The sequence below is a fragment of the Bacillus sp. 005/A4HT-01/001 genome (assembly GCF_004634445.1).
GTDB classification, from domain to species: domain Bacteria; phylum Bacillota; class Bacilli; order Bacillales; family Bacillaceae; genus Bacillus; species Bacillus altitudinis.
In genome coordinates, this window is record NZ_SEIZ01000005.1 from 229725 (window position 1) to 256124 (window position 26400).

Consider the following 26400-nt stretch of genomic DNA (forward strand, 5'->3'; position numbering starts at 1 on the left):
AAGCAGGGTTTTGATCATTAAAAAGAGAATGAATGAAGTAGCGATGCTGATTGTTTCATATCTTTTCAGCAGCCACTTGGATGTCCGCATCGCTTATTAGAGTGGCTAGATGAAAAAGGAGGCGTATGAACATGACAACCATCTATTTAGCTGGTGATTCAACCGTTGCATCTTATCCAGATCGTCCTGTTCAAGGAGGATGGGGAGAGTTTTTACATCGCTACACAGCGCAGGGTGTGAGCGTCGACAACCGCGCAATCGGTGGAAGAAGCTCAAAAACATTCATTGAAGAAGGACGGCTTGATAAAATATTGGCTGACATTCAGCCTGGGGACTGGCTGTTTACACAAATGGGGCACAATGATGCTTCAACGGAGAAGCCCGAACGGCATACAGATCCTTTCACAACGTATAAAAGCTATTTGTCTCAATATATTCACGGAGCAAGAGCGAAAGGAGCTACACCGCTTTTATTAACGCCAGTCGGCCGCTTTCATGAAAAAGACGGAGAATATATCAACGATTTCCCTGATTACTGTGCCGCGATGAAAGAACTAGCTGATGAAGAAGAAGTCCTTCTTGTAGATTTAAATACGGCAAGCCTTCAGTTTTATCAAATTTCCGGCATAGAGAAAACGACTTCTTACTTTATGCTGTCAACAGGCATAGAGGATCGCACGCACTTTACAAAAGAAGGAGCAGATGCGATTGCAAGACTTGTTTCGCTGGAATTAAAGGACCTTGGATTAACGATTGTGTGATGGCTGACAGGACGAGAAAGCGCTCGTCCTGTTCTTTTTTTGCAGAAAGCTATTGATTCCCTTCACCAGAGTAGACTACAATAGGTACATATGATAATGAGAATCAATATCAATGATAAATAGATCATTCAATGAAAAAACGGAGGGACTCAAATGACAGATCAGCTTGAATTGTTTGACGTCACCATTATTGGCGGCGGTCCAGCAGGAATGTACACCGCCTTTTATAGCGGGATGCGGGATTTAAAGACGAAGGTACTGGAGTATAACGAAAGCCTTGGCGGAAAAATCCTCCTCTATCCTGAAAAAGTTATTTGGGATGTGGGTGGTTTGCCGCCAACAAGAGGTGAACAGCTGATTCAGCAGTTAGAAACGCAGGCGAAAACATTTGAACCAGAGATTGCGTTGAATCAAAAAATCACACAATTCGAGCGGGATGAGAATGGTCATATCCTGCTGACGGCTGAAAATGGCGATCGTCATTTGACAAAGACCCTCATCTTAGCGATGGGTCACGGAATTCCAGTTCAGCGAAAACTTGAAATCGAGCATGCAGACCGTTATGAAGTAACAAACCTTTATTACACTGTGCAGGAGCTAAAGACGTTTGCAGGAAAGCGGGTGGTCATCTCTGGAGGCGGAGATTCAGCTGTTGATTGGGCCAATGCCCTCGTTCCAATTGCTGAAAGTGTGACCGTTGTGCATCGTCGTGATATGTTTGGTGGACATGAAAAAAACGTCGCCAACATGAAAGCATCTAGTGCTCGCATTCTCACACCGCATGAACTCACAGAGCTTCATGGTCAAGGTGACAAAATTGAAGCCGTCACCATTCAGCACTTAGAAACAGGCGACATCGAACGAATCGAAACCGATGCTGTCATCGTCAACCATGGCATGAAAGGTGATTTAAGCGTTCTATCAGAATGGGGACTCAAGCAAGGTGAGTGGGGACTCATCGAGGTCAATGAAAAGATGGAAACCAATTTACCTGGCGTCTATGCAGTTGGCGACTTATGCACACATAAAAGTAAAGTGCGTTTAATTGCCGGTACGTTTGTTGATGGAGTCAATGCACTCAATAGCGCAAAGCTATACATCGAACCAGAAGCAGAAAAAGTAGCGTACGTGTCTTCACATAATGAACGCTTTAAAGAGAAAAACAAAGAATTACAAACGGCTGGAGCGCGATAATCACCATTCAGTCAGACATTGAAGTGCTAAAATGGTTTATTTTAGCACTTTTTTATATGGAAGGAGAAAGAGGAAATGACCGCCTATACTCATACAATTCTTCGCATGAAAGAAAGCAGTAAACGATCTCTTTCTGTGAAACAAACGGACTCATGGCAAACATCTTCACTGATGTTCTTGTCTACGGACGGTGCGGTAAGACTTGACATGGAAGGAATTCGATATGAGCTAAACGCCAAAGACAGTGTGTTGATCCGCTCAGGAATAGATGTTATGGTTCAATCTTTATCCAGCGAGCAAGTAGTGATCTATACTGTCACATTTGACCAATTCACTCTGGCACAAGATGCACAAAATGAATTGGTCTATAAGGTGAATCACGATAATCTCCCTGATAACGGGGAAGTGGTGAAAGGCTCTGCCGTCCTTTTTTCTTACATCAAACAAATACAGACGAGCCAAATCATACAAGAACAGGCGAAATGGCTGGAAGAAATCATGTTCATTTTCCGCAAACAATCCAAGCCATACAACGAAAAAGTGCATTATTCGATTAACATGATCTTGCAGTATATGGCTGAGCATTATGATCAAAAACTAACAAGAAAAGACTTAGCTCATAAGATGGGGTTTCATGAGAGTTACTTTTCTACCTTTTTCAAACAAAGTATGGGAATGAGTGTGACAGAATACATTGCACAAATTCGAATAGACGAAGCCAAAAAACGTCTTTTGCAAACAGACGATCAAATTCAAATCATAGCACGGCAAGTCGGGTATGCAGACAGTTTATATTTCAGCAGGAAGTTCCGTCAAAAAACAGGAAGAACGCCCAGTCAGTTTCGAATGAACCGAAGACCAGAGCGGATTGCTGCTTTTCAATTTGTCGGGTCATTGGTTGCAATAGGCATTGAGCCTGTTTGTATTGACGAAGAAACCGATCTCCATTCAGATATACTCAAAGAACATCTAGCTAGTTCGCTCGTCATAAATGAACACACGCCTGATGACGTCTTTAAATCACTTCAATTAGATGTCATCATCGTCCCTAACTATTATTATTCAAAACCTGCATTGATCAAGCGATTGGAGCAAATCGCACCAGTTCTTGTTCTGCCATACGCCGGTCATCATGCTGTACCAGAGGTACTGTCTATAGGACGCCTTTTAGGAAGAGAAAATGAGGCAAACGATTGGGTGAAGCGATTTGAACAGCATAGTCAACAGGCAAGAAACACCCTGTCTTCCTTTAGAGAAAAAGGCGAGACCGTTGCAATCTATGAAATGAGAGGACATGACAAAGTGTATATGTGGTCCTATGAGGCAAGAGGGGCCTTCTATCTTTACGAAACGCTTGGCTTAAAACCTCCAAAAGCCATTTTAGAAGAAGTTCTTCTTCCTAATCAACATACAGTCATTCCTTTAGAGAGACTTGGAGAATACGAGGCGGATCATATGTTTTTTATTGTCTCTGACCAATATGGGTGGTATAAGCAAATGGACAAGCGAATGGAAGAAAGTGATGTTCTTCGTCAATTATCGGCTGTGAAAAATGGTACCTTTTATCCAGTAAAACTGGAGGAGTTTCGATTTGATGAAGGAGAGCGTGCACTTCTTTTGATGGACCGGTTTGTCTCTCAATTGACACAGCCAGCCTATCCAACAATTGTCCATATGTAAGTTGCGAGAATCCTCCATAGACCACGACAGATGAGGTTGATAGAATACATGAGACTAGTAATTGATAACTATTCTCATTTGAAGTGGCGAAAATGAAGGAGGAATATGGAGATGAAAAAGACGTATTGGATATGTGCTGTCATTCTTCTAATGATATTGACGGCTTGTGGCAATAAAGAACAAGCCAAAACAGCAGAATCAAAGCAAGAAACGAAAACGGTTGAAACAGTGAAAGGAAAGATAGAGATTCCTGCTGAACCTAAACGAATTCTCGTAGATGGATATTTAGGAAGTGTGATTGCACTTGACGTTCAGCCTGTGGGATCGACCACGCAGGATTTAAAGAACGTACACTTAAAGGACAAGATAAAAGGAATAGAGGACATCAGTGACGAGCGTTCAGCTGAAAAAGCACTTAGCTTAAAGCCTGATCTGATTATCACAGCCGTACAGGATGAAAAAGTCTATGATGTGTACAAAAAAATAGCGCCTACCATCGTGTATCCTTACGGTTCTTTCAAAGATGCACATGAAGAATTAACGACGCTGGCAAAAATTTTAAATAAAGAAGAGGAAGGAAAAGCATTCCTCACCGCCTTCGATCAACGAATCGAGGCTGCTAGGAAAAAAGTGAAGTCTGCTTTAAAAGAGAATGAAACGGTCTCGATTATGGGCGCTTTTAAAAATGATGTCTATGTATATGGTAACGGAATTTATCGAGGCGGGCAGGCATTATATCAGCAATTACAGGTAAACCCACCAAAACAGGTCAGAGATACAATTTTAAAAAGTAAGACAGGGTATGAAGTCATTTCTTATGAAACCCTTCCTGAATATGCAGGAGATTACATTTTCATTGATGAAAGCAACGGCGGAACATTTGATAAAAACAATTCTATTTGGAAGAGTCTAGAATCTGTCAAAAAAGAGCAGACCTATCAAATGGATACAGAGTTCTTCTGGCCTTACGATCCGATTGCAGTAGCCAATCAAGCGGAAGAGTTTGCTGACATATTGACAGAAATGTCTGATCGGTAGGAGGTCTGTCAATTGTTAAAGCGTTTCTTCTCATACTACAAACCATATATGGGGCTGTTTATATTAGATTTTTCCTGTGCGGTACTGGCAGCCTTACTCGAATTATCCTTTCCCCTTGCCATCAGTAAAGTGATGGACGATTTGCTGCCAAATGGTGATTGGGATGCCATTTGGTTTTGGGGCATTCTGCTCCTCGTTTTATACGTGATCAGTTCTACGATGCATTATGTCGTGACCTATTTTGGGCACAAATTAGGCATTAATATAGAAACGGATATGAGGAATCAGCTATTTTCTCATGTGCAAAGAATGTCCTTTCGCTTCTTTGACAAAAAGAAAACGGGAAAACTCGTGTCCCGTATGACAAATGATTTAATGGATATTGGTGAAATTGCGCATCATGGCCCGGAGGATTTATTTATCGCGATCATGACACTCACGGGTGCTTTTGGCTTGATGCTATCGATTAATTGGCAGCTGGCAGTTCTCACATTTATTGTCGTTCCATTCTTGATCGGATTATCCGTCTATTTTACGAAAAAAATGTCTGCTGCTTTTGATAAAATGTTCTCGAGTATTGGTCAATTCCATTCACGTGTGGAAAACAATATTAGTGGCATACGGGTTGTGAAAGCATTCGGAAATGAATCACATGAAATGGACCGATTTATTGAACATAACGAGCAATTTAGAAAGACAAAGCTAACCACATATCAAATGATGGCTGTGCATACCGCTGTCAGTCATTTTCTTATTAAGAGTGTGACAGTGTTTGGCCTTGTATGTGGCGCATGGTTTGTGCTGCAAAAAAATATGACGTATGGGGAATTTGTGTCATTTGTGCTATTAACAGGCATCTTCTTAGGACCCATTCAACAAATCAATGCAGTCATTGAAATGTATCCAAAAGGTGCAGCGGGCTTTAAACGATTTGCATCACTCATCGATCAATCACCAGATGAAAAGGATGCGGATGATGCCATTGAAGTTGATCAGTTAAATGGGGATATCGTTTTTGAGCATGTGTCTTTTCAATATGAATCAGACAAACCGGTTCTTCATGACATCAATCTTGAGGTGAAACAAGGAGAGACCATTGCGGTCGTAGGTCCCTCTGGTGCTGGGAAATCGACGCTTTGCAGTTTGCTGCCACGTTTTTACGAATGGCAGGAGGGTACCATTACAATTGATGGCATAGAGACAAGAAAGATGACACTGCCTTCGCTGCGGAGACAAATTGGTGTCGTCCAGCAAGATATTTATTTATTCCATGGGACCATCCGAGAAAACATTTTATACGGAAAACTCGATGCATCTGATGAAGAAGTGTGGCAGGCAGTGGAGAAAGCCCAACTGAAGGATCTTGTAAATAGCTTGCCAAATGGGCTTGATACGATCATCGGTGAACGCGGAATGATGTTATCTGGCGGACAAAAACAGCGTATCTCTATTGCACGTATTTTCCTTAAAAATCCGCCAATTTTTATTTTAGATGAAGCCACATCTTCTCTGGATACGGAGACAGAATCCTTTATTCAGGGCTCACTTGAAGAACTATCTGAAGGACGAACCACGTTTATTATTGCGCATCGCCTAGCGACCATCCAGCATGCTGACCGGATTGTGGTTTTAACAAAAGAGGGCATCAAGGAGCAAGGCAGGCATGAAGACCTGCTGGAAATGGACGGGATGTACCGGCGTTTGTATGAAACACAGTTTAGAATGTAAAAGAGGAAAAGCCGGCATATTGCCGGCTTTTTAGCGTGTGATCATCATCCGACCATTAACTGCGGGGGGCAAATAACATCACACTGACACCAGCTAAACAGATCAAAGCACCCACCCAGTCGTACAGATCAGGGGTTTTGCGATCGACCCACCAGCCCCAAAACACAGCGAGAACGACAAAAACACCGCCATAGGCCGCATAAACCCGCCCAAAGGTCGGGAACTGCTGGAATGTAGGGATGACGCCGTAAGCGACCAAGATGAGGCTACCTGCGATTCCGTAGCTGACGGGTTTTGCTTCACGCAGCCACAGCCAGACAAGATAACCGCCACCTATTTCAGCCAGACCAGCTAATAAAAAAAGAACAATCGTTACAATCATTTTCGGACACTCCAGTTCTCCTGTTTCGTTCTATTATGACATGATGAAAGGATGCGTTCTACCTGATGTAAATTGAGAGCCTGACGAGAGTTTGCTAAAATCAACTGAACAGTGAATGAAACACATGGATTCTTGACTTTCCTAGAGGTGGATGATCCAAATGGTCAATCCATCCGTTTAGTAAGTACATTCTCATGAGGAACACATTTCCTTTTTCAGCGCTCTTTTTTTCTCCTTGAAAAAAGAGTAAAGTACAAAGGAGGCTGATCTCAGCAATTTGGGTGATGAGCCATACGTGAAGATTTCATGATGAATGCATAATGCTCTTTCTCATGAAAAAGGAAGGAGATGACCATGGACACACTGAAGGATTTTGAGCTGTATCACAAGATCAAACATGATCGACATAAGCCCTCGCTTGAATTATTGTACGATCGCTATGAACGTGTGTTATATTCGTTTATTTATAAAATGACTGGAAACCGTGAGCTGGCGGAGGAAGTGCTTCAAGAAGTCTTTATCAAGCTCTGGCGCGGCATAGGAGAATACAATACAGATAAAGGGAAATTTTCCTCATGGTTATTTATGATGTCACGAAACACGGCAATCGATCTATTAAGGAAACACCGAAATGAAACAGCTCTTGAAGATGAGCATATTGAATACTTGGCAGATCATCAAGAAGATGTGTCAAAAGAAGTAGAATGGAACGAAGAAAAACAAATCATACGTGAAGCAGTATCAACATTGTCGAAAGAACAGCAAACCATCATCGAAGATGTTTATTTTAAAGGAATGACACAAAAGAGCATTGCGGAAAAACTAGGCATTCCTATTGGAACGGTGAAGGGAAGAGTTCGATTGTCATTGAAGCATTTACGAACGAAACTGTCTCGCGGAGGAAAGGAGGAAGAGGCATGACTCAGTGTAAACATCAAGTCATTGATTACTTTAACGGGCATTTACAAGGAGAAGAAAAGACGCAGTTTGAAGAACACATCAAACATTGCTCGGATTGCAAAGAAGAGCTTGAAGAACTGACATCGCTCATGTCTGATATTCCGTTTCTAGCAGAGGACGAAACGCCTCCGGCAGGGATGAAAGACCGCATTTTATCAAGAGTATTTGAAGAAGAGATACGAGAGACAACAATCGCTGCAACATCGAACCCGCCTCAAGATCTCAAAATAGTGCGTGATGCAAATGAGATGAAACCGCCAATGAAGAAGAAAAATCAATGGCTTTTGCCTCTCGTTGCCGCACTACTTCTCATTTCTGCAGCTGGGAACGTGTATTTCTTAACAAATGGAACAGATCAAGCAGAACAACCTGTCAAAGTTGTTGCGACAAAATCACTGGCATCTGCCGAATCGGCAAAAACAACGGGTGCTTTTTCAGTGATTGAGCATCACGGCAAAAAAGAGCTTGTCGTGAGTGCCGACGGATTAAAAGGCCAGCTTGATTCATCAGCTGTTTATCAAGTATGGCTCATTAAAGGAGATCAGCCCGTTCCGGCAGGTGCCTTTAAAACAGATAGCAAAGGAGAGGGCACTGTCACCTATGCGTTATCTGAAAAAGAAGCAAACGAATCATGGGATACGGTGGCTGTCACCCTTGAACCAAAAAAGGATAACAAGCTTCCGCAAGGCCCTGTCGTACTGAGTGCTGCATTTTAAGCTTGATTCATGAAGGATGCCTTTTTAAGGGCATCCTTTTTTGATAGGCAGAAGGAACCTTATGACAAATGAGACGTACTACATATAGAGGTGAGGCACATGCAGCGATACATAGAAAAACAACTATTTCTCTTATCAGCTAGACACGCATTTACCGCATTTTATTTTTTGGTGATCCCATTCATTATAAAAGACCTTTTTGAATCAACTCCTTTATTGATGGTCATGATCTCTCTTTTTATCATTCATCATCTAGTGACAAGTATGGTATGGTTTTATAAATCAAGAAACATTCGAAAGCGTCAATCAGGTGACCTAACCAAACGGGGACATCTCGTTATCCTGATCATGCAGAGGCTCGAACAGCTCATGATGCTCGGTTTTGTGATGTTATTGATCAGTGGATCGATGCAGGGAGACATTGTGACGCTATTATTCACAATTTTTCTGTTCATCGTCGTTTTCTTTCAGCACATTCAGTTTTATTATGTTCAGTACTTCTTTAAATCGAGCGGCTGGTTCACCTATGTCCTCTCTTTACAAAAGGCTCGACCTTCTTACATCGTGAGGGAACGAAGGGCTTTGAAGAACTCCTAAATGTGCAATCGCTTGCTGACTGATCCATCAGCATCAGAAATGTATGATAAAATGTGGAAAAGAAGCATGGAGAAAGGGAGTGCGAGCGAGTGAAAGCAGTTGGACTATTTGAGTATTTGCCAATTGAGCATGAACAAAGCTTGATCGATCAGGAGGTGGCAAAGCCCAAAGCAGCTGGCAGGGATATTTTGGTGAAAGTAGAGGCTGTGTCGGTGAATCCAGTGGATACAAAGGTGAGGTCACCGAAGAATCAGAAAGAAGAAGAACTGAAAATTCTTGGCTACGATGCAAGCGGTACGGTGGTGGAAGTGGGCGAAGCGTGTACGTTGTTTCAGCCGGGTGACCACGTCTATTACGCAGGAGATATCACGCGACAAGGCTCAAATAGTGAATACCAGCTTGTGGATGAGAGAATTGTGGCGAAAAAGCCTGCAAATCTCTCTTTTGCCGAAGCAGCTGCCATGCCTCTTACAACAATTACGGCATATGAAGCGCTATTCGACCGAATGCATATGAAGCGGAATGCAGAAGGCTCGACCTTGCTGATCATCGGTGGAGCAGGCGGAGTGGGCTCTATCGCCATTCAACTCGCCAAATTAGCGAAAGCGACTGTGATCGCCACTGCTTCAAGACCTGAAACAAATGAATGGTGTCTCTCATTAGGGGCTGATCATATCATTGACCATCACCAGCCGCTCTTAGCGCAGCTTCAGGAAAAAGGGATTGGCGTAGTGGATTACATTTTATGCTTAAATGATACAGATGGCCATTTCAAAGGGATGGCAGAAGCGATTAAACCTCAAGGAACGATCTGTACCATTGTTGAAAATCAGCAGCATTTAGACATTCAATTACTCAAAAATAAAAGTGCTGCATTTGTATGGGAATTCATGTTCACACGGCCGATGTACAAAACATCGGATATGATGAAGCAGCACGAGCTTTTAAAAGAAGCGAGTACATTATTTGAAGAGAAGAAGTTAAAACATACATTAACAAAGGTGCTTAGCCCCATCAATGCCGCCAATTTGAAGCAGGCACATCAAACACTTGAGCAAGGGAAGATGATAGGTAAATTTGTTCTAGAAGGATTTTAAGGAGGGGCAGCAAATGACGACGTCATTACAATATCCGATTGGCTTATATGAACGGGTGGACCAACAAACGAAAAAGCAGCTGGAGGCATGGATTGATGAGCTGGCACTCATTCCTCAAAAGTATGAAGAGGCAGTTGTTCCATTGACAGATGATCAGCTGGATACCCCATACCGGCCAGGTGGATGGACCGTTCGTCAGCTCATTCACCACGTAGCCGACAGCCATCTGAACGCCTACTTGCGATTTAAACTTGCGCTGACAGAAGAAACACCGCACATACGTCCATATGATCAGGAAGCATTTGCTTCACTTCCTGACAGTAAGGCGTCTATCAGTCTATCGCTGCCGTTAATCAGCAGTCTGCATCGCCGATGGGTCACATTACTTCGCGAGATGACAGAGGAAGATTTCAACGCTGCATATTACCATCCGGCCGATCAACAAACGGTGTCCTTATATGATGCAACAGGAATGTACGTCTGGCATTCACAGCATCATCTCGCCCATATCACGGAATTAATCAAAAGAAATCAGTGGAAGTAAAGGAGTCAACACATGTCTAGTAGAAGAATTGTCGGCGCTATGTTTATCTGCATGGCGGCATTGTTTTATATAGCAAAATTCGTTTTGTTTGAGATTCGTTATGGTGGAAATGTAAGCACAGTAAGAACGATCGAGGAACTGGAAGATATACTCCCAGGCGGTACGTGGATCAGCATCATTTTTCTCATTATCGGTTTAGGTTATCTCCTGTGGGATGATCGGGAAGTCATTCGTCAATATCTTTTCACCCCAGATAAACAAGGAAAAGAAGAATTAAAAAAGACGGACCTCAAGTGACCGTCTTTTTTTCTTTTTTAGCCACGTTCAGGACGAAGTGCTTTTTCTAAAATGGCTAGACCTTCATTAACTTTTTCTTTTTCCTCGTCATTGAGCCGTTGCAGGGAATTTTTAATTTTTTCATGCCCTTTTTGATAAATACTTCTGAAAATATTTTTCGCTTCCTCTGTCAATTCTACGACAATGATTCGACGATCACGCTCAGAATGCTTTCGTTCCACAAAGTTCGATTGTTCTAACCGATCAAGCAGCCCTGTCATATTGGACAAAGAAGCCCCCATTTTTTCAGCAATTTCGGACACTTTAAGAGAGCCATGGTTATTGAGCAGCATGAGCACTTTCATTTGAGGCATACTCATATCAAGCTTCATCCATTCAGAAACATCTCCAAGTCCTGCAGCAGTGAGCACTTTCATATACAGCACCCATGTCTTTTTTTCCTCAGGAGATAGGATTTCCTCTTTTAGTACGGTGGTGTCATGAATATTATATTCCACGCTTGTTCACTTCCTTTAAGCGGCTCTTTTCTTTATATTACTGATTTTTACTTCTAATTGAAAGTATCATGAAGCTTTTGAATGTTAAACTGCATGAATTAAGTGGTATTTGTTGTATAATAATGGTCAGTTGAAATTAATGAAGCAACTTAGAAAGTTGGGAAAAACATGTGGAACAAAAAAACGGGTATGACGATCTTAAAAATGCTCTTTCCGATCGTGATCATCCTTGTCTTAATTTTTGTCGCCAAGCAGGAGCTGAGCGGCCTTTCCATTAAAAAGACGTTTTATATTATTGACAGCTTGAATCGAATGGACTTGTTTATTCTTGTCTTTCTTGGACTTGTCGCTGTTTTATCCATGTCCTTATATGATTTTATTTTAAGAAAAAGCCTTGATATGCCCATCAGCGGCTGGAAAACGATCCGAATTTCTTGGATCGCCAACTCCTTTAACAGTGTACTTGGATTCGGTGGTTTATCAGGAGCAGGGCTTAGAACGCTTCTATATAAGGAATACATAACCGATACGAAAAAATTGCTGAAAGGCATAGCCCTTTTAACATCCTCTGTTCTGCTAGGCTTATCTATTTTCAGTGATTTGATTTTAGTTAGGGTCCTGCCAGTTGAAAGTATTATTAGTCAGGAGCCGTGGTTATGGGCATTTGTCATTATTTTTGCTTGTATTGTGCCCATTTACATCATCATGGCGTCCATTCGAAAAAGCTCGATTGAGAGCGGTGAAAACGGACTGAAGCACCCGATCTATGCTTATATTGGTGCATCGTTTTTAGAGTGGCTGGCAGCTGGTCTTGTCATGTACATGGCTGTTGTCTCTATGGGGATGAACGTTGATGTCCGTATTGTATTAGGCGTCTTTGCGATTGCGTCAATCGGCGGTTTAATCAGTATGGTTCCGGGCGGATTTGGTTCGTTTGATCTGATCTTTTTACTCAGTATGCAATACATTGGGTTTGATAAAGAGATGGTGCTGACAGCGCTTGTTTTGTACCGCTTCGTTTACTCCATTTTCCCGTTTATTCTTGGACTTTGTCTAGCGGCATACGATTTAACTGGAACAACACTCAGGCGTCTTGAAGGCAATCCGAGAATGGCGCCTGCAATTGAAACAACAAACGTCTTAATTGTGTTGCACCGAGCGCTGCTCATCCGTTTATTGTACGGATCTTTGTCCATTTTAACGTTTGGAAGCGGTTTGCTCATTATGGCTTCCGTTGTGCTTCCTGTTGATCGTTTAGGTGTGATCACAACCATTCCACGCTTTTTGTTATCAGGATTTAATGGTCTTTCTTTAATGTTCGGGATCATTTTAATGATTTTGTCCATTGAAGTGTATAAAAGAACAAAACGGTCTTATCTATTGACAATGATTGCCCTGGCAGGCGGCTTTGTGTTTACTTTACTAAAAGGGTTTAACCTAAGTTTGATCTTTATATTGCCGGTCATCATGGTGGTATTTTTCTCGCTTCGAAATCAATTTGTGAAGCAGCAGGCGCCTTATTCTTTGAATCAGTTTGTGGCCGCCGCCGCCGGATATTTACTCGTGTTGTTTAACTATAATGTCATTGGAAACTTCATTTGGATGAAAATTGGTCATTTCTTAAGCAAGGACTATTTGGTTCATAATGAACGGCATATCACGATGACCAGTATGATTGCTTTAATTGGCGTCCCTCTTTTCTTTTTCATTAGCAAATTGATTTTTAACAAAAAAGCAGTTCCAATCGGCGAAGAAGCCGATGAAGAAAAATTAAAAACTTTTCTCGAAGAAAAGGGAGGAAATGCTCTTAGTCATCTAGGTTTTTTGGGAGACAAAAAACTGTTTTTCTCAAGTGATGGAGAGGCGATGCTTCAGTTTGGCCGGATTGGCCGCTGCGTTATTGTGCTTGGAGATCCTTCTGGGCGTAGAGCCTCTTATCCGCTTGTACTGGAAGAATTTTTGGAGCAGACAGAAAAAGCAGGCTATCGTGTCGCTTTTTATCAAGTAGAACGTGAAGGAATGGCGCTTTATCATGACCTAGGTTTTCACTTCTTTAAGCTTGGGGAAGAAGCCATGGTCGATTTAGAAACGTTCTCTTTGTCAGGAAAGAAAAAATCAAACTTACGGGCTGTCGCAAATAAATTTGAACGAGAAGGCTATACGTTTGAAATGCTGGAGCCGCCCTTTTCAGAGGAATTGATCTCAACCTTAAAACAAATCTCTGACAGCTGGCTGGGCAAGAAAAAAGAAAAAGGATTTTCATTAGGCTATTTCCATGAAGACTACCTTCAAAAAGCACCGATTGCGATTTTAAAGGATGAACAAGGGCAGATCATATCTTTTGTGTCCTTAATGCCGATGTACCAAAAAGGAGAGATATCCATCGACCTCATGCGTCATATGCATGATGCACCGAACGGGATGATGGATGCACTCTTTATCCACCTTTTTCAATGGGCGAAAGAAAAAGGCTACACATCCTTTAACATGGGAATGGCGCCATTATCGAATGTTGGCACGTTCCACCAGTCCTTTCTGACAGAACGTTTGGCGAGTGTCATCTTCAATAACGTCAGATATATGTATAGTTTCAGCGGCTTACGGTCGTTTAAACAGAAATATAAACCAGAATGGCGCGGAAAATATTTAGCGTATAAAAAGAATACATCACTGCCTGTCACAATGGTGCTCGTCACTAAGCTGATAGGAATGGACCCAAATCGAAAACGGCGTCCATAAGTCCAAAGAACCTTTACCTTTCACTAGGTGAAGGTTTTTTTAGACAAAAGAATAGCAAAAGTGGTAAAGTTGAAGGGTAAGGGGGATGTTCACATGACACTAAATGAATGGTTTACAAAGGGATTAGCTGAACGTACATATGTACACAACATGGAGAAAAACCGTGAAAACTTACTCACGGTGTACAACCAGTACGCAATTCATCAAAAGGAAAAAGAGCTGCTTCAAAAACTTCAAAAGAAAAAACTGAGAGCGCTTGTGATCACGGCAGATTGGTGCGGCGATGCGATGGTCAATGTACCTATTTTCATGCGTATTGCAAATGAAGCACTGATTGATGCGCGCTATTTCATTCGGGACGAGCACCTAGACCTGATGGATCAGTATTTAACGAACGGGACCGCAAGATCGATTCCGATTATCGTCATTATTGATCAGGACGGGAAAGAAGTGGGGAAATGGGGACCTCGCTCAGCAGAAGCTCAGCGCTTTGTCGACGAGAAAAAGCCGGATAAAGATGCACCCGATTTTGAGGAGGCATTTAAAGTGTTTGCGAAAGAAGCCGCACATCACTATACGACAGATCGTTACTTATGGAAAGATATTGAGAAAGAAATAGTAGAAGTTTTGGCAAAAATATAAACCAAAAGACTACTTCGCCGCAATGGGAAGTAGTCTTTTTTTATCTTGTTTTTGCGTTTCACCTACAAAACACCGCATAAAGATGTAGAAAAACCGCAGAATTCTATCAAATACCGCAGAAAACCGCAAAGCATCACGATTTTCCCAACCACTTTTAGTTGAAAAACCTCATATAGGCCATGAAATCAGCTATTTTGCCCTTATCTAAAGGCTCATATAACGCACGTTGGATGGCTTTTTCCCAATACAAGAGGCCCAGCAACTATAGTAATCTAGTTGTAATCTCCTTTGAACGAACTAAAAAAAATAAATGAAGGAAAAGGGCTGGCGATCAATTTATGAAAAAAATCATCTATCTCGATCAAGAAAAAAAGAAGCTCGCTGAATCAAAGAAAAGAGAACAGCGTTCCATCAAATCACTCAGACTGCTTGTGTTTTATGACGGACAAAGTCCTTCATGTGCAAAAGCAATTGACCTGTTGAAATCACTTGATTGGAAAAACCGAATTCACTTTGAATCATTTAGACACTCACAGCTGCTGAGACTGAATAAAATTAGTGAAGAGAAGGCAGAGAAACGAATCGTGTCTATTTCCTTAGCGAAAAATCAAAAAAACTCAGGGATTTATACGTGGCTGAGAATGGCTTGTCACATTCCTGCATTATGGGGAACGGTCCCATTCATTGTACTCAGCATTTGGCTTGGCTTTGGACAGCATGCTTACGATTATTTTGCGAGAAAACGGTACATTCATTCTGTCGAACAAGTCACCCGTCCCGATACAGATCAACAAAAGACCATCTAATCATAGAAAAAGCATGACCTTCGATCGGCAGAAGGTCATGCTTTTTTGTAATATGGGATAAATGATGCTAAGTGATCAAGCAGCTTCGTTGTGTAAGACATATATGCACGCTTATCAAGCTCAGAAGCCGCATAGGAAAGCAAGGTTCTAAGAGCAAACAAGTACTCATTGTGGAGCTGATTGTGTTCAAAGTAAGGAATCGCTGCTTCTACTAAATAAGTTTTCAAATCATGAGGATTCTCTTCAATCATCAATTTATAGATTTTAATCATATATAAACAGTTAGGTTGAATACGAGGCTGTTTGAGCAGCTCGTGTATGTATGGAAGCGCCTTTTTGCGATCATATTCCGCATACAATGTCGCGATTTCATAAAGCGTTTCACAGTAACGATCTTCTATCTGTTCTTGATTAAAATAATTGAGTGAATCTAGTAAATAAGGCACAGCGGATGAGAAATCGCCTTGGCGTTTTAAGAGAACCCCGTAATAAAAATAAGCTGTCATCTTAATATAAGCATCAGGGTGAAGCGACGTGTGTAAAATCACTTCTTTTAAATATCTTTTAGCTGTTTGAAAGGCCTTTAATTCCAGTGAGATGACCCCATGAATGAGTGTACAATGAATGACCCGCTTGAAATTATTTTTTTGTCTATACAAATCCATTGCTTGATGTGTGGCCTCAAGCGCATCACCGAGATGCCCCATGGCTCCAAGTGCTTTTGCATAGTGATAATACAGGTCGCTCTGTTCAACAGAAGCGTAAGAAAAGCAGCTTTCAAGTCTTTTCAATCCTTCTTCGAGCTGACCGATTTTAATCTGGTGGATGCCATCTAGATATTCAAACGTTTCTTTTTCTGTGTCAATAAAGGTTTTTTCAAACTTTTTAAGCACGCGGTGCGTTTTTAAGGCAAGCGGCTGTTTTTCTGTTAATAAATAAAATTGAAATAAGGACAAATGATACTGAATCCCTAAATCTAGCGAAAAGAACTGTTCTTCGTGTTGAATGATCATTTCTGCATTTTGCTCTGCTTGATCGAGTGCATAGAAATACATGTTCATTTGAAACTCATCGAGCAATGACAGCAGGTGACGCGCCTTTTGCGACAGCGTTTCTTGACTAATTCCAAGCCGTTCAAGCAAAAGATTGATCGTATCTTGATTGGCCTCTTTTGAGCCATTTTCAATTTTACTTAAATGAGAGACAGAACAAATTCCTTCTGCCAACTCCGATTGGGTCATATTTTGTTTATAACGATAGAGTTTGATGATTTGCCCAATATTGATTTTCATTCCATCCAGAAGCCTCCCTTCCAATCATGGGTTGAAAGCTTTTTGAGAAAATAGCCGCATGAGACAAAGTGGAAATACCTGAAATCATTTCATCATCTTGGCTTTTTTCTCAAAATTTGTTTAAAACGTAATATGATTGTAACATTACTTGAAAAAGTCAAACAACTTTTTAGCAGAGAGGTGAGGTCCTATTTGCAAACAACACATGATCATGTTTATAATGTGAATGAGAATCAATTTCAATTAAGGTTGATTGAAAGGATGACATATATGCCAGAAACAAAACAACAAACAGAAGCGTTAACGGTTCGAGACGCTGTCAGATATAGACGATCGATTCGAAAATTTAAAGAAACGCCGGTGAGCATTGAACAGCTTCAGCCATTATTAGAGGACGCAGTCTATGCACCCAATCATAAAATCACGGAACCTTGGCGTTTTTTATATGCAGTGACGGATGAAGCAAAAGAGGTATTTGTGGAGCGGTTTATTGCTTTCTTTAAACGCAACAATCCAGACGCAAAAGAAGAAAAGATCAATCAGTACAGAGATTATTTTTCTAAAGTACCAGCACTTTTACTTGTTGTTCTAAAAGAAGACGAAAATCCAGTTGTGAGAAATGATGATTTTGCCGCTGTGAGTGCGCTCATTCAAAACTTCCAGCTGCTGGCTTGGGATCAAGGAGTCGGTATGGTATGGAAGAGCGGCCGTATTTTATACGACAAAGGGTTTCAACAGGATATGGGATTAAAGGAAAACGAACGCTTTGCAGCGATTCTTCACATCGGTTATCCAGAAGAGGTGCCTGAGGAAAAGTCACGTCAGAAGGCATCAAGCCTGCTAACTGAAATCAAATAAAAACAGACCTTTTGATAAGGTCTGTTTCTTTTTACTTATTGTTTTTTGGCACGCTGATCGGCTGCTTTCATACGTGCCATCGCTTTTACGTCATTCGGATCTGCAAGTTCTTTGGAAAATTCAACATATTCGCCATCCGTCTCTTGTGCCGCAAGCTGGTGGTTGGATTTTTTGTGTTGGTCTTTTTTCAAAGCTTTTCCCTCCTTTACAAGATCACTTTAGTTATGTGCTTGTAAAAGAGGAATATCCGTTTTATTTGTTTCTTTTTTCTGCTGCTCTTTCCGCTTTTTTGAATTCCTGCTGATACAGAACTTCCTGGGTTTTCTTCAGTTTTGAAGTCGGCTGGTGTTCTTTTTTCTTCATCAAAATCGCCCCCTCATCTCATTTTTAATAGGATGGGTGTTTTTGACAACATTTATTCCTCTGAATGCAAAATCGCTTCTTTTAGCTCAGGGTGTAAAAACTCATAAGAAGACAGCAGTGCCTTTTTCGGCAGGGCGCGCTGGCCTTCTAGAACAAGCAATGACATGTCGCCAAGTGCAGTTTTGATGACAAAGGACGGCACCTTCAGCCAGTGAGGGCGATGAAGGACAGATGCAATGGTTTGCCCCAGCTGCTTCATTTGAACAGGATTTGGAGACGTGACATTGAGTGGACCTGATATGTGATCATGTAGAATGGCATACGCAATGAGATGTGCTACATCCTCCACGTGAACCCAAGATACCCATTGCGAGCCAGAGCCAATTGTTCCACCGGCAAACAGCTTGTATGGCAAGGTCATAAGAGGAAGTGTGCCTTTTTCTCCTAGCACTACCCCAAAGCGTGTATAAACCGTGCGAATACCGAGCGCCTCAATTTTTTGCCCTTCAGCTTCCCAAAGTTTTGACGTATGACTTAAAAAGTCTGTATCGGCTGGAGGGGCCTCCTCCGTAAAGTCTTCTGTCTTGGAAGTGCCGTAGATACCGACAGCACTTGCTTGAATGAGAACTGATGGTTTCGATTCCTGCGCTTCTATAATTCGTCTCACTTCTTGTGTGGATTGAATACGGCTGGAGAGAATGCCTTTTTTTGCTTTGTCCGTCCAGCGTGTGAAAATGGATTTTCCAGCAAGGTTAATCCATACATCAATCGCAGGCAATCCATGTTCAGGCTTAGCACCTTCTGTCAGCCACTGCACATAGTGTAAATGATTTTGTTCGGATTCCTTTGGATTTCTTGTTAAAATATATAGATGATGTCCTTCAGCTGCGAGCACCTTTGTAACATGCTGGCCGATAAACCCGGTTCCTCCGGTAATGGCGATATTCAATTGACATCTTCTCCTCTCATATACATACCTATATCTTTCACGATTTTGAATCAGAAGAAACATCCTGACTGTTTGAAAAAAGGAGTGATCACAGGATGCCCTATATTACGAAAATCTCTGCTCAGAAAAACAATACAGAACGCGTGAATATCTTTCTTGATGAAAAGTACGCTTTTAGCGTTGATCTAGATGTGCTCGTCCAGCATGATTTGAAAAAGGGAAAAGAGCTGGACGAAGCCGATATCATAGAGATTCAATTCGGTGATGCAGTAAAAAAAGGATTTCAGCAGGCCGTCGATTATTTATCGTATCGGATGAGATCAGTGAAAGAAGTCACCGATTATTTGACGAAAAAAGACATACCAGCACCTGCTATTAGTGAAATTATACACAAATTAAAACATTATAAGTATGTAAATGATCTTGAATTTGCAGAAGCATATGTAAGCACCCACCGAAAAACGAATAGCAAAGGCCCGTCAGTGCTAAAAAAAGAATTAAAGCTGAAAGGCATAGACGATGACACCATCGAACAAGCACTATCGCAATATCCAAATGATTTGCAGCTAGAGGAAGCAGTGAAGCAAGTGCTGAAGCTGGTTAAGAAAGAGAAAAACCGGTCCGCAAAAGAAATTGAACAGCGTATCAAATTGCAGCTTCAGCGAAAAGGATTTTCATTTGATATCATTGATAAAGCCCTTCAAGAAGCCTATGATGGACAAGAAGAGGAAAAGGAAGAAGAAGCCCTTCACTATATGCTTGAGAAGGCAAAACGCAAGGTAGGATATGACGGATCATTTGAGAAAAAAATGAAAGTGAAGCAATTCCTTTACCGAAAAGGATTTGATCTTGATACAATTGATCACGTTTTAGACAAAGGGGAATGACAGATGGAAAAGCGCTATAGTGAAATGACAGAATACGAATTAAAGCAGGAGATTGCCGCTCTTTCTGAAAAAGCAAGAAAGGCTGAGCAGCTAGGCATTGTGAATGAATATGCCGTGTTGGAGCGGAAAATTGACATGGCGAAAGCCTATTTATTAGATCCAGCTGCTATTCAGACGAAAACGATTTATAACATCAAAGATACAGACGAGCAGTTTTATGTGGAGTATTTAAATGGTGTTTTTGCTTGGGGCTACAGAGTATCAGCGCCAAATAAAGAAGATGCCCTACCGATTTCAATGCTTACGCAAAAGGACTGATCAATAGCCATTTGCTGAGGTAAGAAGAAAAAGGACTGATCCCTAGAGATCAGTCCTTTTCTTTACTTCGAACGTTGTTTACGGACGTTGTTCTGAAGTACGATGTCGTGCTGCGTTTGCTGCGTTTCTCCGTTGACCTGAGAGGCAGAATGTTTAGCATTCGCCCATGGTTGAGGGTAAGCAGTTGTTCTTAATTGAACAAAGTCTTCCATATACGATTTCCCATTTGAACTCATATCTCAAGCACTCCCTTTGGAAAAATTAGCGTTTCCCTGATGCCCTCATACGTTCCTGTGGACGTGTATTCGTCTCACCGTTCGGCCTTTTAGACGCATAAGCATCTGTGGCCCCTGGTTCGCCTTCAAACTTGTGATTCACTTGATTTGGAAAGCCCTTTGCTTTATTACGCATACTGATTCCCTCCAAACAATACAAATCATTTGCGTCTTTTGAAGACGTAAGGGTAGTATATGAAAAAAGAGGTTTTTTTAAAAAGGCACTTTCTGCTAGATGAAGGAGGAACCAGTATGGAACAATATTTTGAGCGATTAACCGAACAACTAATGGAAAAAAACAATATGCTCACATATGAAGAAGCACGTACATGGGTAGAGCTCCTTTGGAGTGATTTTGAAACAACCTATGCAAAGGCTGGCCGCAAATATAAAGGACAGGAAACGACTGAACGGATTGTCCAAGAATGGATCGAAAGCTATGGTGCTCAGCTGCATTTATTTCAAAATAAACAATCGAAGGCAAATGAGCATTTGCAACAAAACAACAAAGGGCTGCTTCATTAAAAGGGTTGCCCTTTTCACATCCACTCATCTTTTTCAACAAACAGGAAAATATATAAATGACCAAACAATTTTATGAAACAATACCCAGTCTGTGATCAAAATTACAGGCTTTTTACAATGGATAAACTTAAAATTACATTAAATTCATGTTGGTGAAAATCACTGGAAATAAAACTCTGATATAATGTAACGATTAAGGATACATGAAATTTATGGATAATAAAAAAGGGTTTCGTTTTCTGACAAAAAAGGAATAATGAACATAACAGACTATGTGAAAAAAGTGAAGAGAAGGTGCGATATGGAACGGGAACTGCTCTCTGTTATAATTCCTTCTTACAATGAAGGTGAAAACATCAGACGAATCTTTGAGGCACTCGAGGAAGAGTTTCGCGATTTTCATTATGACTTTGAAATCATCTTTGTGAATGATGGAAGCAAAGACAATACGCTTCAATACATGAGAGAGCTCTCTCACAAAAGTGCAAAAGTCAAATACATTTCCTTTTCCCGTAACTTTGGGAAAGAAGCTGCAATTTTAGCAGGTCTTGAGCATGCAAAAGGGGAAGCTGCGATCATTATGGACGCCGACCTGCAGCACCCAACGTATTTGATTCAGGATTTTGTTAGAGGCTACGAAGAAGGTTATCATCAAGTCATTGCCAAACGAAACCGTAAAGGGGACAGCAAGCTTCGTTCTTACCTATCATCGATGTATTATAAAGTGATGAACAAGGTGGTCGAAGTGGACTTGCGTGATGGTGTAGGAGATTTCCGCTTAATTTCCCGTCAAGCGATCGACGCATTGCTTCAGCTGAAAGAGGGAAATCGTTTTTCAAAAGGGCTTTTTTGCTGGATTGGCTTTGAAGAAAAGGTCATCTATTATGAAAATGTGGAAAGACAGCACGGTGATACAAAATGGTCACTGAAGAAATTATTTAACTACGGGATTGATGGTGTCATTTCCTTTAACAACCGCCCGCTGCGTATTTGTTTTTATACGGGTATTTTGATCTTATTTCTCTCTTTGATTTACATCGTGGCGACCTTTATTCAAATCGTCAGAACGGGCATCATGGTACCGGGTTATTTCACTTTAATCTCAGCTGTGCTTTTCCTCGGTGGTGTCCAGCTTTTGAGTCTAGGCGTGATCGGAGAATACATTGGCCGGATTTACTATGAAACGAAAAAGAGGCCGCATTACTTAATTCAAGAATCAAATGTCATGGAACAAGAGACGAGCTCAAAAGAACAAGACCGAGTGTTAACGCAGTTATTTAAATAACGTGGAGTCAAATAACCGGCAAGCACGAATCGCTTGCTGGGTTGTTTTGTTTCAAAGAACAGTGGATCTTTTGGAGAAAGGATTTAGATGATGAAACGTAGATGGATACTCATTGGAATGTGCCTCATTCTTGCTTTATTAGGACACTCCTTTTTCTTATATGAATATACGCAAGGCCGATATATGACGGGAGATGGAGATGGCATTTCGCAAATGCTCCCGTTTAAAAAGCTGCTGTATGACGAATACGTCAAAGGAAACTTCTTTTATTCCTATCAATTTGGTCTAGGCGGCGGTACATATACGCAATTAGGTTATTATTTTACAACGTCGATGGTCTTTATGGTCACAGTCGCTGTTGTCTGGCTGTTAAATGCGCTTCATCTTTTACAGTCAACAGACATTCACTTTTGGGCAAATGCTGTTATTTGGCTGAGTGTGATCAAGCTGACAGTCATTCTGTTCATCGCATATCGTGTGCTCCTTTCGATTGTGCAACATAGGCTGGGGGCGCTGACAGGTGCCGGTATTTACGGACTGTCTATTGTGTACTTTCGGCATCAAACGTTTTGGGAGTTTTTCACCGACAGCATGATGTGGCTTCCGCTGCTTGTGCTCGGGGTTGAACGGATTTTTAAAACAGGCAAGCCGGCTTGGTTTATTGCGGCTTGCAGTCTCATGCTGATCAATAATTTTTACTTTGCTTACATTCACTTTATCTTTTTAGCCATTTATCTCGTCTTCAGATATATGATTAAGCTTCAAAGCGAGGAGCGAGGCTGGAAGGTGTTCTGGACCCTTGCGATCTCTACGTTGTTATCGTTTGGGATCAGTGCTGCCTTTTTTATCCCGTCTGTTTACGGCTTTCTTAATAATGTAAGACCGCCGTATGAACAGGCAATTCCTTGGTTTGAGCTGCATGATCATCTGCTGTTTACAAGCAGGGTGTACTTATTGCCGGTCATCTTTCTGATTTGTCTGTTTCTCGTTCCGCTTTACCGGAACAGATGGTTTTTCATGTTCACATCAATCAGTGTTCTGCTGATCATTTTTCACTACAGTCCAAAGATGGCGAGCGTGTTTAATGGTTTTTCTGCACCGCAGTACAGATTTGAATATATTCTTGCTTTTACAGTTGGAGCAGTCGTAGCCATCACCATCAAGCATTTCTCGCAAATGGAGTGGAAGTGGAAAAAACGTGCGGTTTTAGGCGCTTGGCTTGTATTCCTTCTCGCAGTCGCTCTTTCAGAACGAGCAAAGGGAAATATGGATGTTGTTGTATTTACTGGAATAGGACTGCTTGTGATCAGTTTGTTCTTCCTCTCGATACATGCGGGAAAACGTCTGCACCTTCGACTCTTTTCAGCTGTGCTCATCGTTGTGAGCTTACTGACAGCAGGCGTGTATCAGCAGGGCTACTTATTTGAAAGAAGCAATATTAAGAGCGTATCAGATACGTATCTGAATAGTGAGGCGTATGCTGGACATGAGCAAATGAAGCTCATTCAGCAGATTCAAAGCCGTTCAAAAGAAGATCCGCTTGCCCGGATTGATTGGATGAACGGCGTGCGCAACAACACCCCATTGTTTGAAGGCTTTCAAGGCATGAGTGCGTATTCAAGTATATTGAATCAGCATCTGCTCCATTTCTACTGGAATGACCTGCAAATTGATATGGGACGGGAAAGTGTCAGCCGGTATGCAACAATGGGGGACAGGGCGAATTTATACAGTCTGACCTACGGGAAGTATTATATGAGAGACAAATCGATGTCTTTCTCACCGCCGGTTTATTTTAAGCCAATATTGGAAAGCGAACATTATGAAGTGTATGAAAATACACGCCCGCTCCCATTTGCAAGAACAACGAGTACCGTCTATTCAGAAAAGTCACTAGAGCATGCGTCAGCACTTGATAAAGAACATGCGATGTTGCAAGGTGTGATCTTAAACAAAAAAGGAAATGCTGAAATCGACCAATCGCCTGATCGAATAAAGGATACAAACATTCATACTGAACAAGCGGTATACGAAAATGGCGTGCTTGATGTATACGGGAAAACGGGTGGGCTGAATATCACCCTTCCAGATGATATGGTCCGCGCTGGGGATGTGTATGTGAGCTTTTATGTGAAGCGGACCGACCGTAACGAAGGGTTTCAGTTATCTGTGGATGACTATGTCACATCACGCAAAAGCAATACGTCTATCTACAAAACAGGCGTTAATGACGTGACGATCCGAGTCCCTGCGGAAAAAATCCTTTCCATACGAGTTCCAAAAGGGACGTATGAGCTGAGTCAATTAAAGCTGTATCATGAGTCTTACCGCACCCTTGCGCGGGCATATGAAAAAGAAAAACAGGATGATGGCAGCCAGCAGGTGAAACTTAAAAATAACCGCTTTACGATTTCTTATGAGAACAAGCGCGGCGATGATTATATGATTCTGCCTGTTCCATATGAAAAAGGCTGGGAGCTCACGGTGAACGGCCATCAAACCGAGATTGAACAAGCCAATTATGCGTTTATCGGTTTTCCAATAGAAAAAGGAAAAAACGAGATCGTGCTAACCTACTATCCGCCTTATATCAGAATTCTCGCATTGATTTCACTCGTCAGTTTGATCGGTGCGATCCTCTATGCACGGAGAAAACACAAGAAACACCACTTTTCAGCATAAGTGGTGTTTTTTTATCTTTCATCTCATACGTAAGTTTCTTCATCCCATTCAATCGTGTATTCGTTCATTTTTTTATCAATATCGTTTTGAATACTCATGTGCTGAAATAGCGCATTCAATTCTTCTGTCCTCTTTCTTCGATCTTTTTCATAATAATAGAACGCATCTCGATAATCATGATCCCTTAGCATCTTTGCTATGAGCATGGCATCTTCTAGACTATACGATGCTCCTTGACCAACAAAAGGGTTCGCCGTATGTACCGCATCACCTACAAGAACAACACGTCCTTTTGACCACACAGGAAAATCCTTTATTTCATAGATACTTCTTGGAAAGAACATGTTAGTATGATCGATGATGTCAGAAAGGTGTTTAGGAATGTTCCAATGTTCCATTTGTTTATATAATAACTGTCGGATGGTTTCTTTATTGGCTTTCTCAAAATGTTTTGTAGGTAACTTCTCAGGACACTGAGAGAAAGCTTGCCATAAAATATTCATTTTATTTGTTGGATGCGCTTTCCCAAAAATGAATTGAAAGTTTCCGTCATTGTAAAAATAACTTGTTGCCTCATCCAATACAAAATCCTTCACAAACGATACTCCTTGTAGTCCCCAAAAACCGCTATAGTCTAATTTAGCATTAAACGCAATAGCCTCTCTTGTTTTAGAAAAAGTTCCATCTGCTCCTATTACAATATCACCTGTTATCTCAGTTTCATCTTCAAAAAGAACCTGAACGGTATGAGGCTGCTGTTTGATTGAGATTAATTTTTTGTTGTATTTCACTTCTATTCCTTGACGGTGAACTTCTTTTAAAAGTGATTTGATGATTTGGTCTCTCATGACGTTCAGTAAAGGAGCATCATAATATTTTTCACTATAATTGTGAAAGATCGCTTCTACTTCATTTTCACTGTTTATTTGCTGGAGCTTCTTTATCACGGTTGCATTTGCTATCACTTCATTTTTACACCCGATTTCATCCAAAATCTTTACCCCATTCGGAGACAGTAAAAAACCTGCTCCTGTTTCTAATTCTTCATCTGACCTGCTTTCATAAATCGTACTTTCCATTCCAGCCTTTTTTAAGAATAAAGAAGTAGCCAATCCTGCTACACCACTGCCGATAATGATCACATTTTGAGATTTCATTATTTTCCCTCCTATTTTATAAACAGACCGGTCGGTTTATTTTAGTGCAAAAAAATAAGCTTTTTCATATAGGACAGCGTATCACAATTCCCCCTCTTCATTTGGTAATTAAAGTATATGATAATATGTTA

General features: G+C 41.2%; 29 protein-coding genes. 20 read left to right on the forward strand and 9 right to left on the reverse strand.

Features of this window, described 5'->3' with window-relative positions; all coding sequences use genetic code 11:
- The first annotated feature begins 131 nt into the window (after positions 1–131).
- The 5 genes from ES896_RS15820 (at position 132) to ES896_RS15840 (ending at position 6401) form a co-directional block, all read left to right on the forward strand.
- The gene (locus ES896_RS15820) at positions 132–761 is read left to right on the forward strand and encodes a rhamnogalacturonan acetylesterase (protein WP_135227017.1); all 630 of its coding nucleotides are present in this window, start codon (positions 132–134) and stop codon (positions 759–761) included.
- A gap of 153 nt (positions 762–914) precedes the next feature.
- On the forward strand, positions 915–1955 hold the full coding sequence (locus tag ES896_RS15825; protein WP_024720272.1) for an NAD(P)/FAD-dependent oxidoreductase: 1041 nt from the start codon (positions 915–917) through the stop codon (positions 1953–1955).
- 75 nt (positions 1956–2030) lie between these two features.
- Complete coding sequence (locus tag ES896_RS15830; RefSeq protein ID WP_135227018.1) at positions 2031–3635, forward strand: helix-turn-helix domain-containing protein; 1605 nt, start codon at positions 2031–2033, stop codon at positions 3633–3635.
- 111 nt (positions 3636–3746) lie between these two features.
- Positions 3747–4673, forward strand: a complete 927-nt coding sequence (locus tag ES896_RS15835) for an ABC transporter substrate-binding protein (protein ID WP_024720274.1) — start codon at positions 3747–3749, stop codon at positions 4671–4673.
- A 12-nt stretch (positions 4674–4685) separates the two neighbouring features.
- Positions 4686–6401 carry an ABC transporter ATP-binding protein gene (locus tag ES896_RS15840; protein ID WP_007496669.1) on the forward strand — a complete coding sequence of 572 codons (1716 nt, stop codon included), beginning with the start codon at positions 4686–4688 and terminating at the stop codon, positions 6399–6401.
- Between the two features lie 55 nt (positions 6402–6456).
- On the opposite strand, the gene ES896_RS15845 is transcribed toward ES896_RS15840, so the two are convergent.
- Positions 6457–6783 (reverse strand): YnfA family protein, encoded by a 327-nt coding sequence (locus ES896_RS15845; protein WP_008341684.1) that lies wholly within the window; start codon positions 6781–6783, stop codon positions 6457–6459.
- Between the two features lie 354 nt (positions 6784–7137).
- Between ES896_RS15845 and ES896_RS15850 the strand changes: the two genes are divergently transcribed.
- The 6 genes from ES896_RS15850 to ES896_RS15875 all read left to right on the forward strand — a co-directional run bounded on the left by ES896_RS15850 (position 7138) and on the right by ES896_RS15875 (position 10994).
- Positions 7138–7704, forward strand: a complete 567-nt coding sequence (locus ES896_RS15850) for an RNA polymerase sigma factor (protein WP_017358828.1) — start codon at positions 7138–7140, stop codon at positions 7702–7704.
- On the forward strand, positions 7701–8459 hold the full coding sequence (locus ES896_RS15855; RefSeq protein WP_050827070.1) for an anti-sigma factor: 759 nt from the start codon (positions 7701–7703) through the stop codon (positions 8457–8459). Before ES896_RS15850 ends, ES896_RS15855 begins: the two co-directional genes overlap by 4 nt.
- 99 nt (positions 8460–8558) lie before the next feature.
- Positions 8559–9056, forward strand: a complete 498-nt coding sequence (locus tag ES896_RS15860) for a hypothetical protein (protein WP_050827071.1) — start codon at positions 8559–8561, stop codon at positions 9054–9056.
- Positions 9057–9145: 89 nt separating this feature from the next.
- Entirely contained in the window at positions 9146–10153 is a 1008-nt protein-coding gene (locus tag ES896_RS15865; RefSeq protein ID WP_135227019.1) for a zinc-binding alcohol dehydrogenase family protein, read from the forward strand.
- Between the two features lie 13 nt (positions 10154–10166).
- Positions 10167–10697 (forward strand): YfiT family bacillithiol transferase, encoded by a 531-nt coding sequence (locus ES896_RS15870; protein WP_017366866.1) that lies wholly within the window; start codon positions 10167–10169, stop codon positions 10695–10697.
- 12 nt (positions 10698–10709) lie between these two features.
- The gene (locus tag ES896_RS15875; protein WP_046527466.1) at positions 10710–10994 is read left to right on the forward strand and encodes a hypothetical protein; all 285 of its coding nucleotides are present in this window, start codon (positions 10710–10712) and stop codon (positions 10992–10994) included.
- Between the two features lie 17 nt (positions 10995–11011).
- Here ES896_RS15875 and ES896_RS15880 read toward each other — a convergent pair whose 3' ends face one another.
- On the reverse strand, positions 11012–11491 hold the full coding sequence (locus ES896_RS15880; RefSeq protein WP_008341672.1) for a MarR family transcriptional regulator: 480 nt from the start codon (positions 11489–11491) through the stop codon (positions 11012–11014).
- Positions 11492–11659: 168 nt separating this feature from the next.
- On the opposite strand from ES896_RS15880, the gene mprF reads away from it, so the two are divergent.
- The 3 genes from mprF (at position 11660) to ES896_RS15895 (ending at position 15678) form a co-directional block, all read left to right on the forward strand.
- Positions 11660–14230 (forward strand): bifunctional lysylphosphatidylglycerol flippase/synthetase MprF, encoded by a 2571-nt coding sequence (gene mprF, locus ES896_RS15885; protein WP_060832188.1) that lies wholly within the window; start codon positions 11660–11662, stop codon positions 14228–14230.
- Between the two features lie 93 nt (positions 14231–14323).
- Positions 14324–14872 (forward strand): thioredoxin family protein, encoded by a 549-nt coding sequence (locus ES896_RS15890; RefSeq protein WP_008341670.1) that lies wholly within the window; start codon positions 14324–14326, stop codon positions 14870–14872.
- A gap of 338 nt (positions 14873–15210) precedes the next feature.
- On the forward strand, positions 15211–15678 hold the full coding sequence (locus ES896_RS15895) for a thiol-disulfide oxidoreductase DCC family protein (RefSeq protein WP_007496690.1): 468 nt from the start codon (positions 15211–15213) through the stop codon (positions 15676–15678).
- 35 nt (positions 15679–15713) lie between these two features.
- Here ES896_RS15895 and ES896_RS15900 read toward each other — a convergent pair whose 3' ends face one another.
- Positions 15714–16970, reverse strand: coding sequence for a transcriptional regulator (locus tag ES896_RS15900; protein ID WP_135227020.1), 1257 nt, complete (start codon positions 16968–16970; stop codon positions 15714–15716).
- A 270-nt stretch (positions 16971–17240) separates the two neighbouring features.
- Between ES896_RS15900 and ES896_RS15905 the strand changes: the two genes are divergently transcribed.
- Entirely contained in the window at positions 17241–17828 is a 588-nt protein-coding gene (locus ES896_RS15905) for a nitroreductase family protein (protein WP_034646352.1), read from the forward strand.
- A 35-nt stretch (positions 17829–17863) separates the two neighbouring features.
- Here ES896_RS15905 and ES896_RS15910 read toward each other — a convergent pair whose 3' ends face one another.
- From ES896_RS15910 to ES896_RS15920, 3 genes are all read right to left on the reverse strand, one after another.
- Positions 17864–18019 carry a YfhD family protein gene (locus tag ES896_RS15910; protein WP_008341997.1) on the reverse strand — a complete coding sequence of 52 codons (156 nt, stop codon included), beginning with the start codon at positions 18017–18019 and terminating at the stop codon, positions 17864–17866.
- A gap of 61 nt (positions 18020–18080) precedes the next feature.
- Entirely contained in the window at positions 18081–18191 is a 111-nt protein-coding gene (locus ES896_RS15915; RefSeq protein WP_017358836.1) for a YfhE family protein, read from the reverse strand.
- Positions 18192–18243: 52 nt separating this feature from the next.
- Positions 18244–19140 carry a TIGR01777 family oxidoreductase gene (locus ES896_RS15920; RefSeq protein ID WP_135227021.1) on the reverse strand — a complete coding sequence of 299 codons (897 nt, stop codon included), beginning with the start codon at positions 19138–19140 and terminating at the stop codon, positions 18244–18246.
- A 95-nt stretch (positions 19141–19235) separates the two neighbouring features.
- On the opposite strand from ES896_RS15920, the gene recX reads away from it, so the two are divergent.
- Together recX and ES896_RS15930 are read left to right on the forward strand one after the other, a co-directional pair.
- The gene (gene recX / locus ES896_RS15925) at positions 19236–20027 is read left to right on the forward strand and encodes a recombination regulator RecX (protein WP_017358838.1); all 792 of its coding nucleotides are present in this window, start codon (positions 19236–19238) and stop codon (positions 20025–20027) included.
- Between the two features lie 3 nt (positions 20028–20030).
- Entirely contained in the window at positions 20031–20345 is a 315-nt protein-coding gene (locus ES896_RS15930) for a YfhH family protein (RefSeq protein ID WP_135227022.1), read from the forward strand.
- 62 nt (positions 20346–20407) lie between these two features.
- On the opposite strand, the gene ES896_RS15935 is transcribed toward ES896_RS15930, so the two are convergent.
- Both ES896_RS15935 and ES896_RS15940 read right to left on the reverse strand, forming a co-directional pair.
- Positions 20408–20581 carry a YpzG family protein gene (locus tag ES896_RS15935; protein ID WP_003217811.1) on the reverse strand — a complete coding sequence of 58 codons (174 nt, stop codon included), beginning with the start codon at positions 20579–20581 and terminating at the stop codon, positions 20408–20410.
- A 25-nt stretch (positions 20582–20606) separates the two neighbouring features.
- Positions 20607–20756: a small, acid-soluble spore protein K gene (locus ES896_RS15940; RefSeq protein ID WP_003217849.1), complete on the reverse strand. Its 150-nt coding sequence runs from the start codon at positions 20754–20756 to the stop codon at positions 20607–20609.
- A 116-nt stretch (positions 20757–20872) separates the two neighbouring features.
- On the opposite strand from ES896_RS15940, the gene ES896_RS15945 reads away from it, so the two are divergent.
- The 3 genes from ES896_RS15945 (at position 20873) to ES896_RS15955 (ending at position 25112) form a co-directional block, all read left to right on the forward strand.
- Entirely contained in the window at positions 20873–21145 is a 273-nt protein-coding gene (locus tag ES896_RS15945; RefSeq protein ID WP_017358840.1) for a YfhJ family protein, read from the forward strand.
- Between the two features lie 301 nt (positions 21146–21446).
- Positions 21447–22430, forward strand: a complete 984-nt coding sequence (locus ES896_RS15950) for a glycosyltransferase family 2 protein (protein WP_008341983.1) — start codon at positions 21447–21449, stop codon at positions 22428–22430.
- 87 nt (positions 22431–22517) lie between these two features.
- Positions 22518–25112 carry a YfhO family protein gene (locus ES896_RS15955; protein WP_017358841.1) on the forward strand — a complete coding sequence of 865 codons (2595 nt, stop codon included), beginning with the start codon at positions 22518–22520 and terminating at the stop codon, positions 25110–25112.
- Between the two features lie 23 nt (positions 25113–25135).
- Here ES896_RS15955 and ES896_RS15960 read toward each other — a convergent pair whose 3' ends face one another.
- On the reverse strand, positions 25136–26269 hold the full coding sequence (locus ES896_RS15960) for an FAD-dependent oxidoreductase (protein WP_017358842.1): 1134 nt from the start codon (positions 26267–26269) through the stop codon (positions 25136–25138).
- Between the last annotated feature and the right edge of the window lie 131 nt (positions 26270–26400).

Coding starts and splice junctions, on each gene's coding strand:
- ES896_RS15820 (WP_135227017.1), top strand. CDS start 132: ATGACAACCATCTATTTAGCTGGTGATTCAACCGTTGCATCTTATCCA.
- ES896_RS15825 (WP_024720272.1), top strand. CDS start 915: ATGACAGATCAGCTTGAATTGTTTGACGTCACCATTATTGGCGGCGGT.
- ES896_RS15830 (WP_135227018.1), top strand. CDS start 2,031: ATGACCGCCTATACTCATACAATTCTTCGCATGAAAGAAAGCAGTAAA.
- ES896_RS15835 (WP_024720274.1), top strand. CDS start 3,747: ATGAAAAAGACGTATTGGATATGTGCTGTCATTCTTCTAATGATATTG.
- ES896_RS15845 (WP_008341684.1), bottom strand. CDS start 6,783: ATGATTGTAACGATTGTTCTTTTTTTATTAGCTGGTCTGGCTGAAATA.
- ES896_RS15850 (WP_017358828.1), top strand. CDS start 7,138: ATGGACACACTGAAGGATTTTGAGCTGTATCACAAGATCAAACATGAT.
- ES896_RS15855 (WP_050827070.1), top strand. CDS start 7,701: ATGACTCAGTGTAAACATCAAGTCATTGATTACTTTAACGGGCATTTA.
- ES896_RS15860 (WP_050827071.1), top strand. CDS start 8,559: ATGCAGCGATACATAGAAAAACAACTATTTCTCTTATCAGCTAGACAC.
- ES896_RS15870 (WP_017366866.1), top strand. CDS start 10,167: ATGACGACGTCATTACAATATCCGATTGGCTTATATGAACGGGTGGAC.
- ES896_RS15875 (WP_046527466.1), top strand. CDS start 10,710: ATGTCTAGTAGAAGAATTGTCGGCGCTATGTTTATCTGCATGGCGGCA.
- mprF (WP_060832188.1), top strand. CDS start 11,660: ATGTGGAACAAAAAAACGGGTATGACGATCTTAAAAATGCTCTTTCCG.
- ES896_RS15890 (WP_008341670.1), top strand. CDS start 14,324: ATGACACTAAATGAATGGTTTACAAAGGGATTAGCTGAACGTACATAT.
- ES896_RS15895 (WP_007496690.1), top strand. CDS start 15,211: ATGAAAAAAATCATCTATCTCGATCAAGAAAAAAAGAAGCTCGCTGAA.
- ES896_RS15900 (WP_135227020.1), bottom strand. CDS start 16,970: ATGAAAATCAATATTGGGCAAATCATCAAACTCTATCGTTATAAACAA.
- ES896_RS15905 (WP_034646352.1), top strand. CDS start 17,241: ATGCCAGAAACAAAACAACAAACAGAAGCGTTAACGGTTCGAGACGCT.
- ES896_RS15915 (WP_017358836.1), bottom strand. CDS start 18,191: ATGAAGAAAAAAGAACACCAGCCGACTTCAAAACTGAAGAAAACCCAG.
- recX (WP_017358838.1), top strand. CDS start 19,236: ATGCCCTATATTACGAAAATCTCTGCTCAGAAAAACAATACAGAACGC.
- ES896_RS15930 (WP_135227022.1), top strand. CDS start 20,031: ATGGAAAAGCGCTATAGTGAAATGACAGAATACGAATTAAAGCAGGAG.
- ES896_RS15935 (WP_003217811.1), bottom strand. CDS start 20,581: ATGAGTTCAAATGGGAAATCGTATATGGAAGACTTTGTTCAATTAAGA.
- ES896_RS15940 (WP_003217849.1), bottom strand. CDS start 20,756: ATGCGTAATAAAGCAAAGGGCTTTCCAAATCAAGTGAATCACAAGTTT.
- ES896_RS15945 (WP_017358840.1), top strand. CDS start 20,873: ATGGAACAATATTTTGAGCGATTAACCGAACAACTAATGGAAAAAAAC.
- ES896_RS15950 (WP_008341983.1), top strand. CDS start 21,447: ATGGAACGGGAACTGCTCTCTGTTATAATTCCTTCTTACAATGAAGGT.
- ES896_RS15955 (WP_017358841.1), top strand. CDS start 22,518: ATGATGAAACGTAGATGGATACTCATTGGAATGTGCCTCATTCTTGCT.
- ES896_RS15960 (WP_017358842.1), bottom strand. CDS start 26,269: ATGAAATCTCAAAATGTGATCATTATCGGCAGTGGTGTAGCAGGATTG.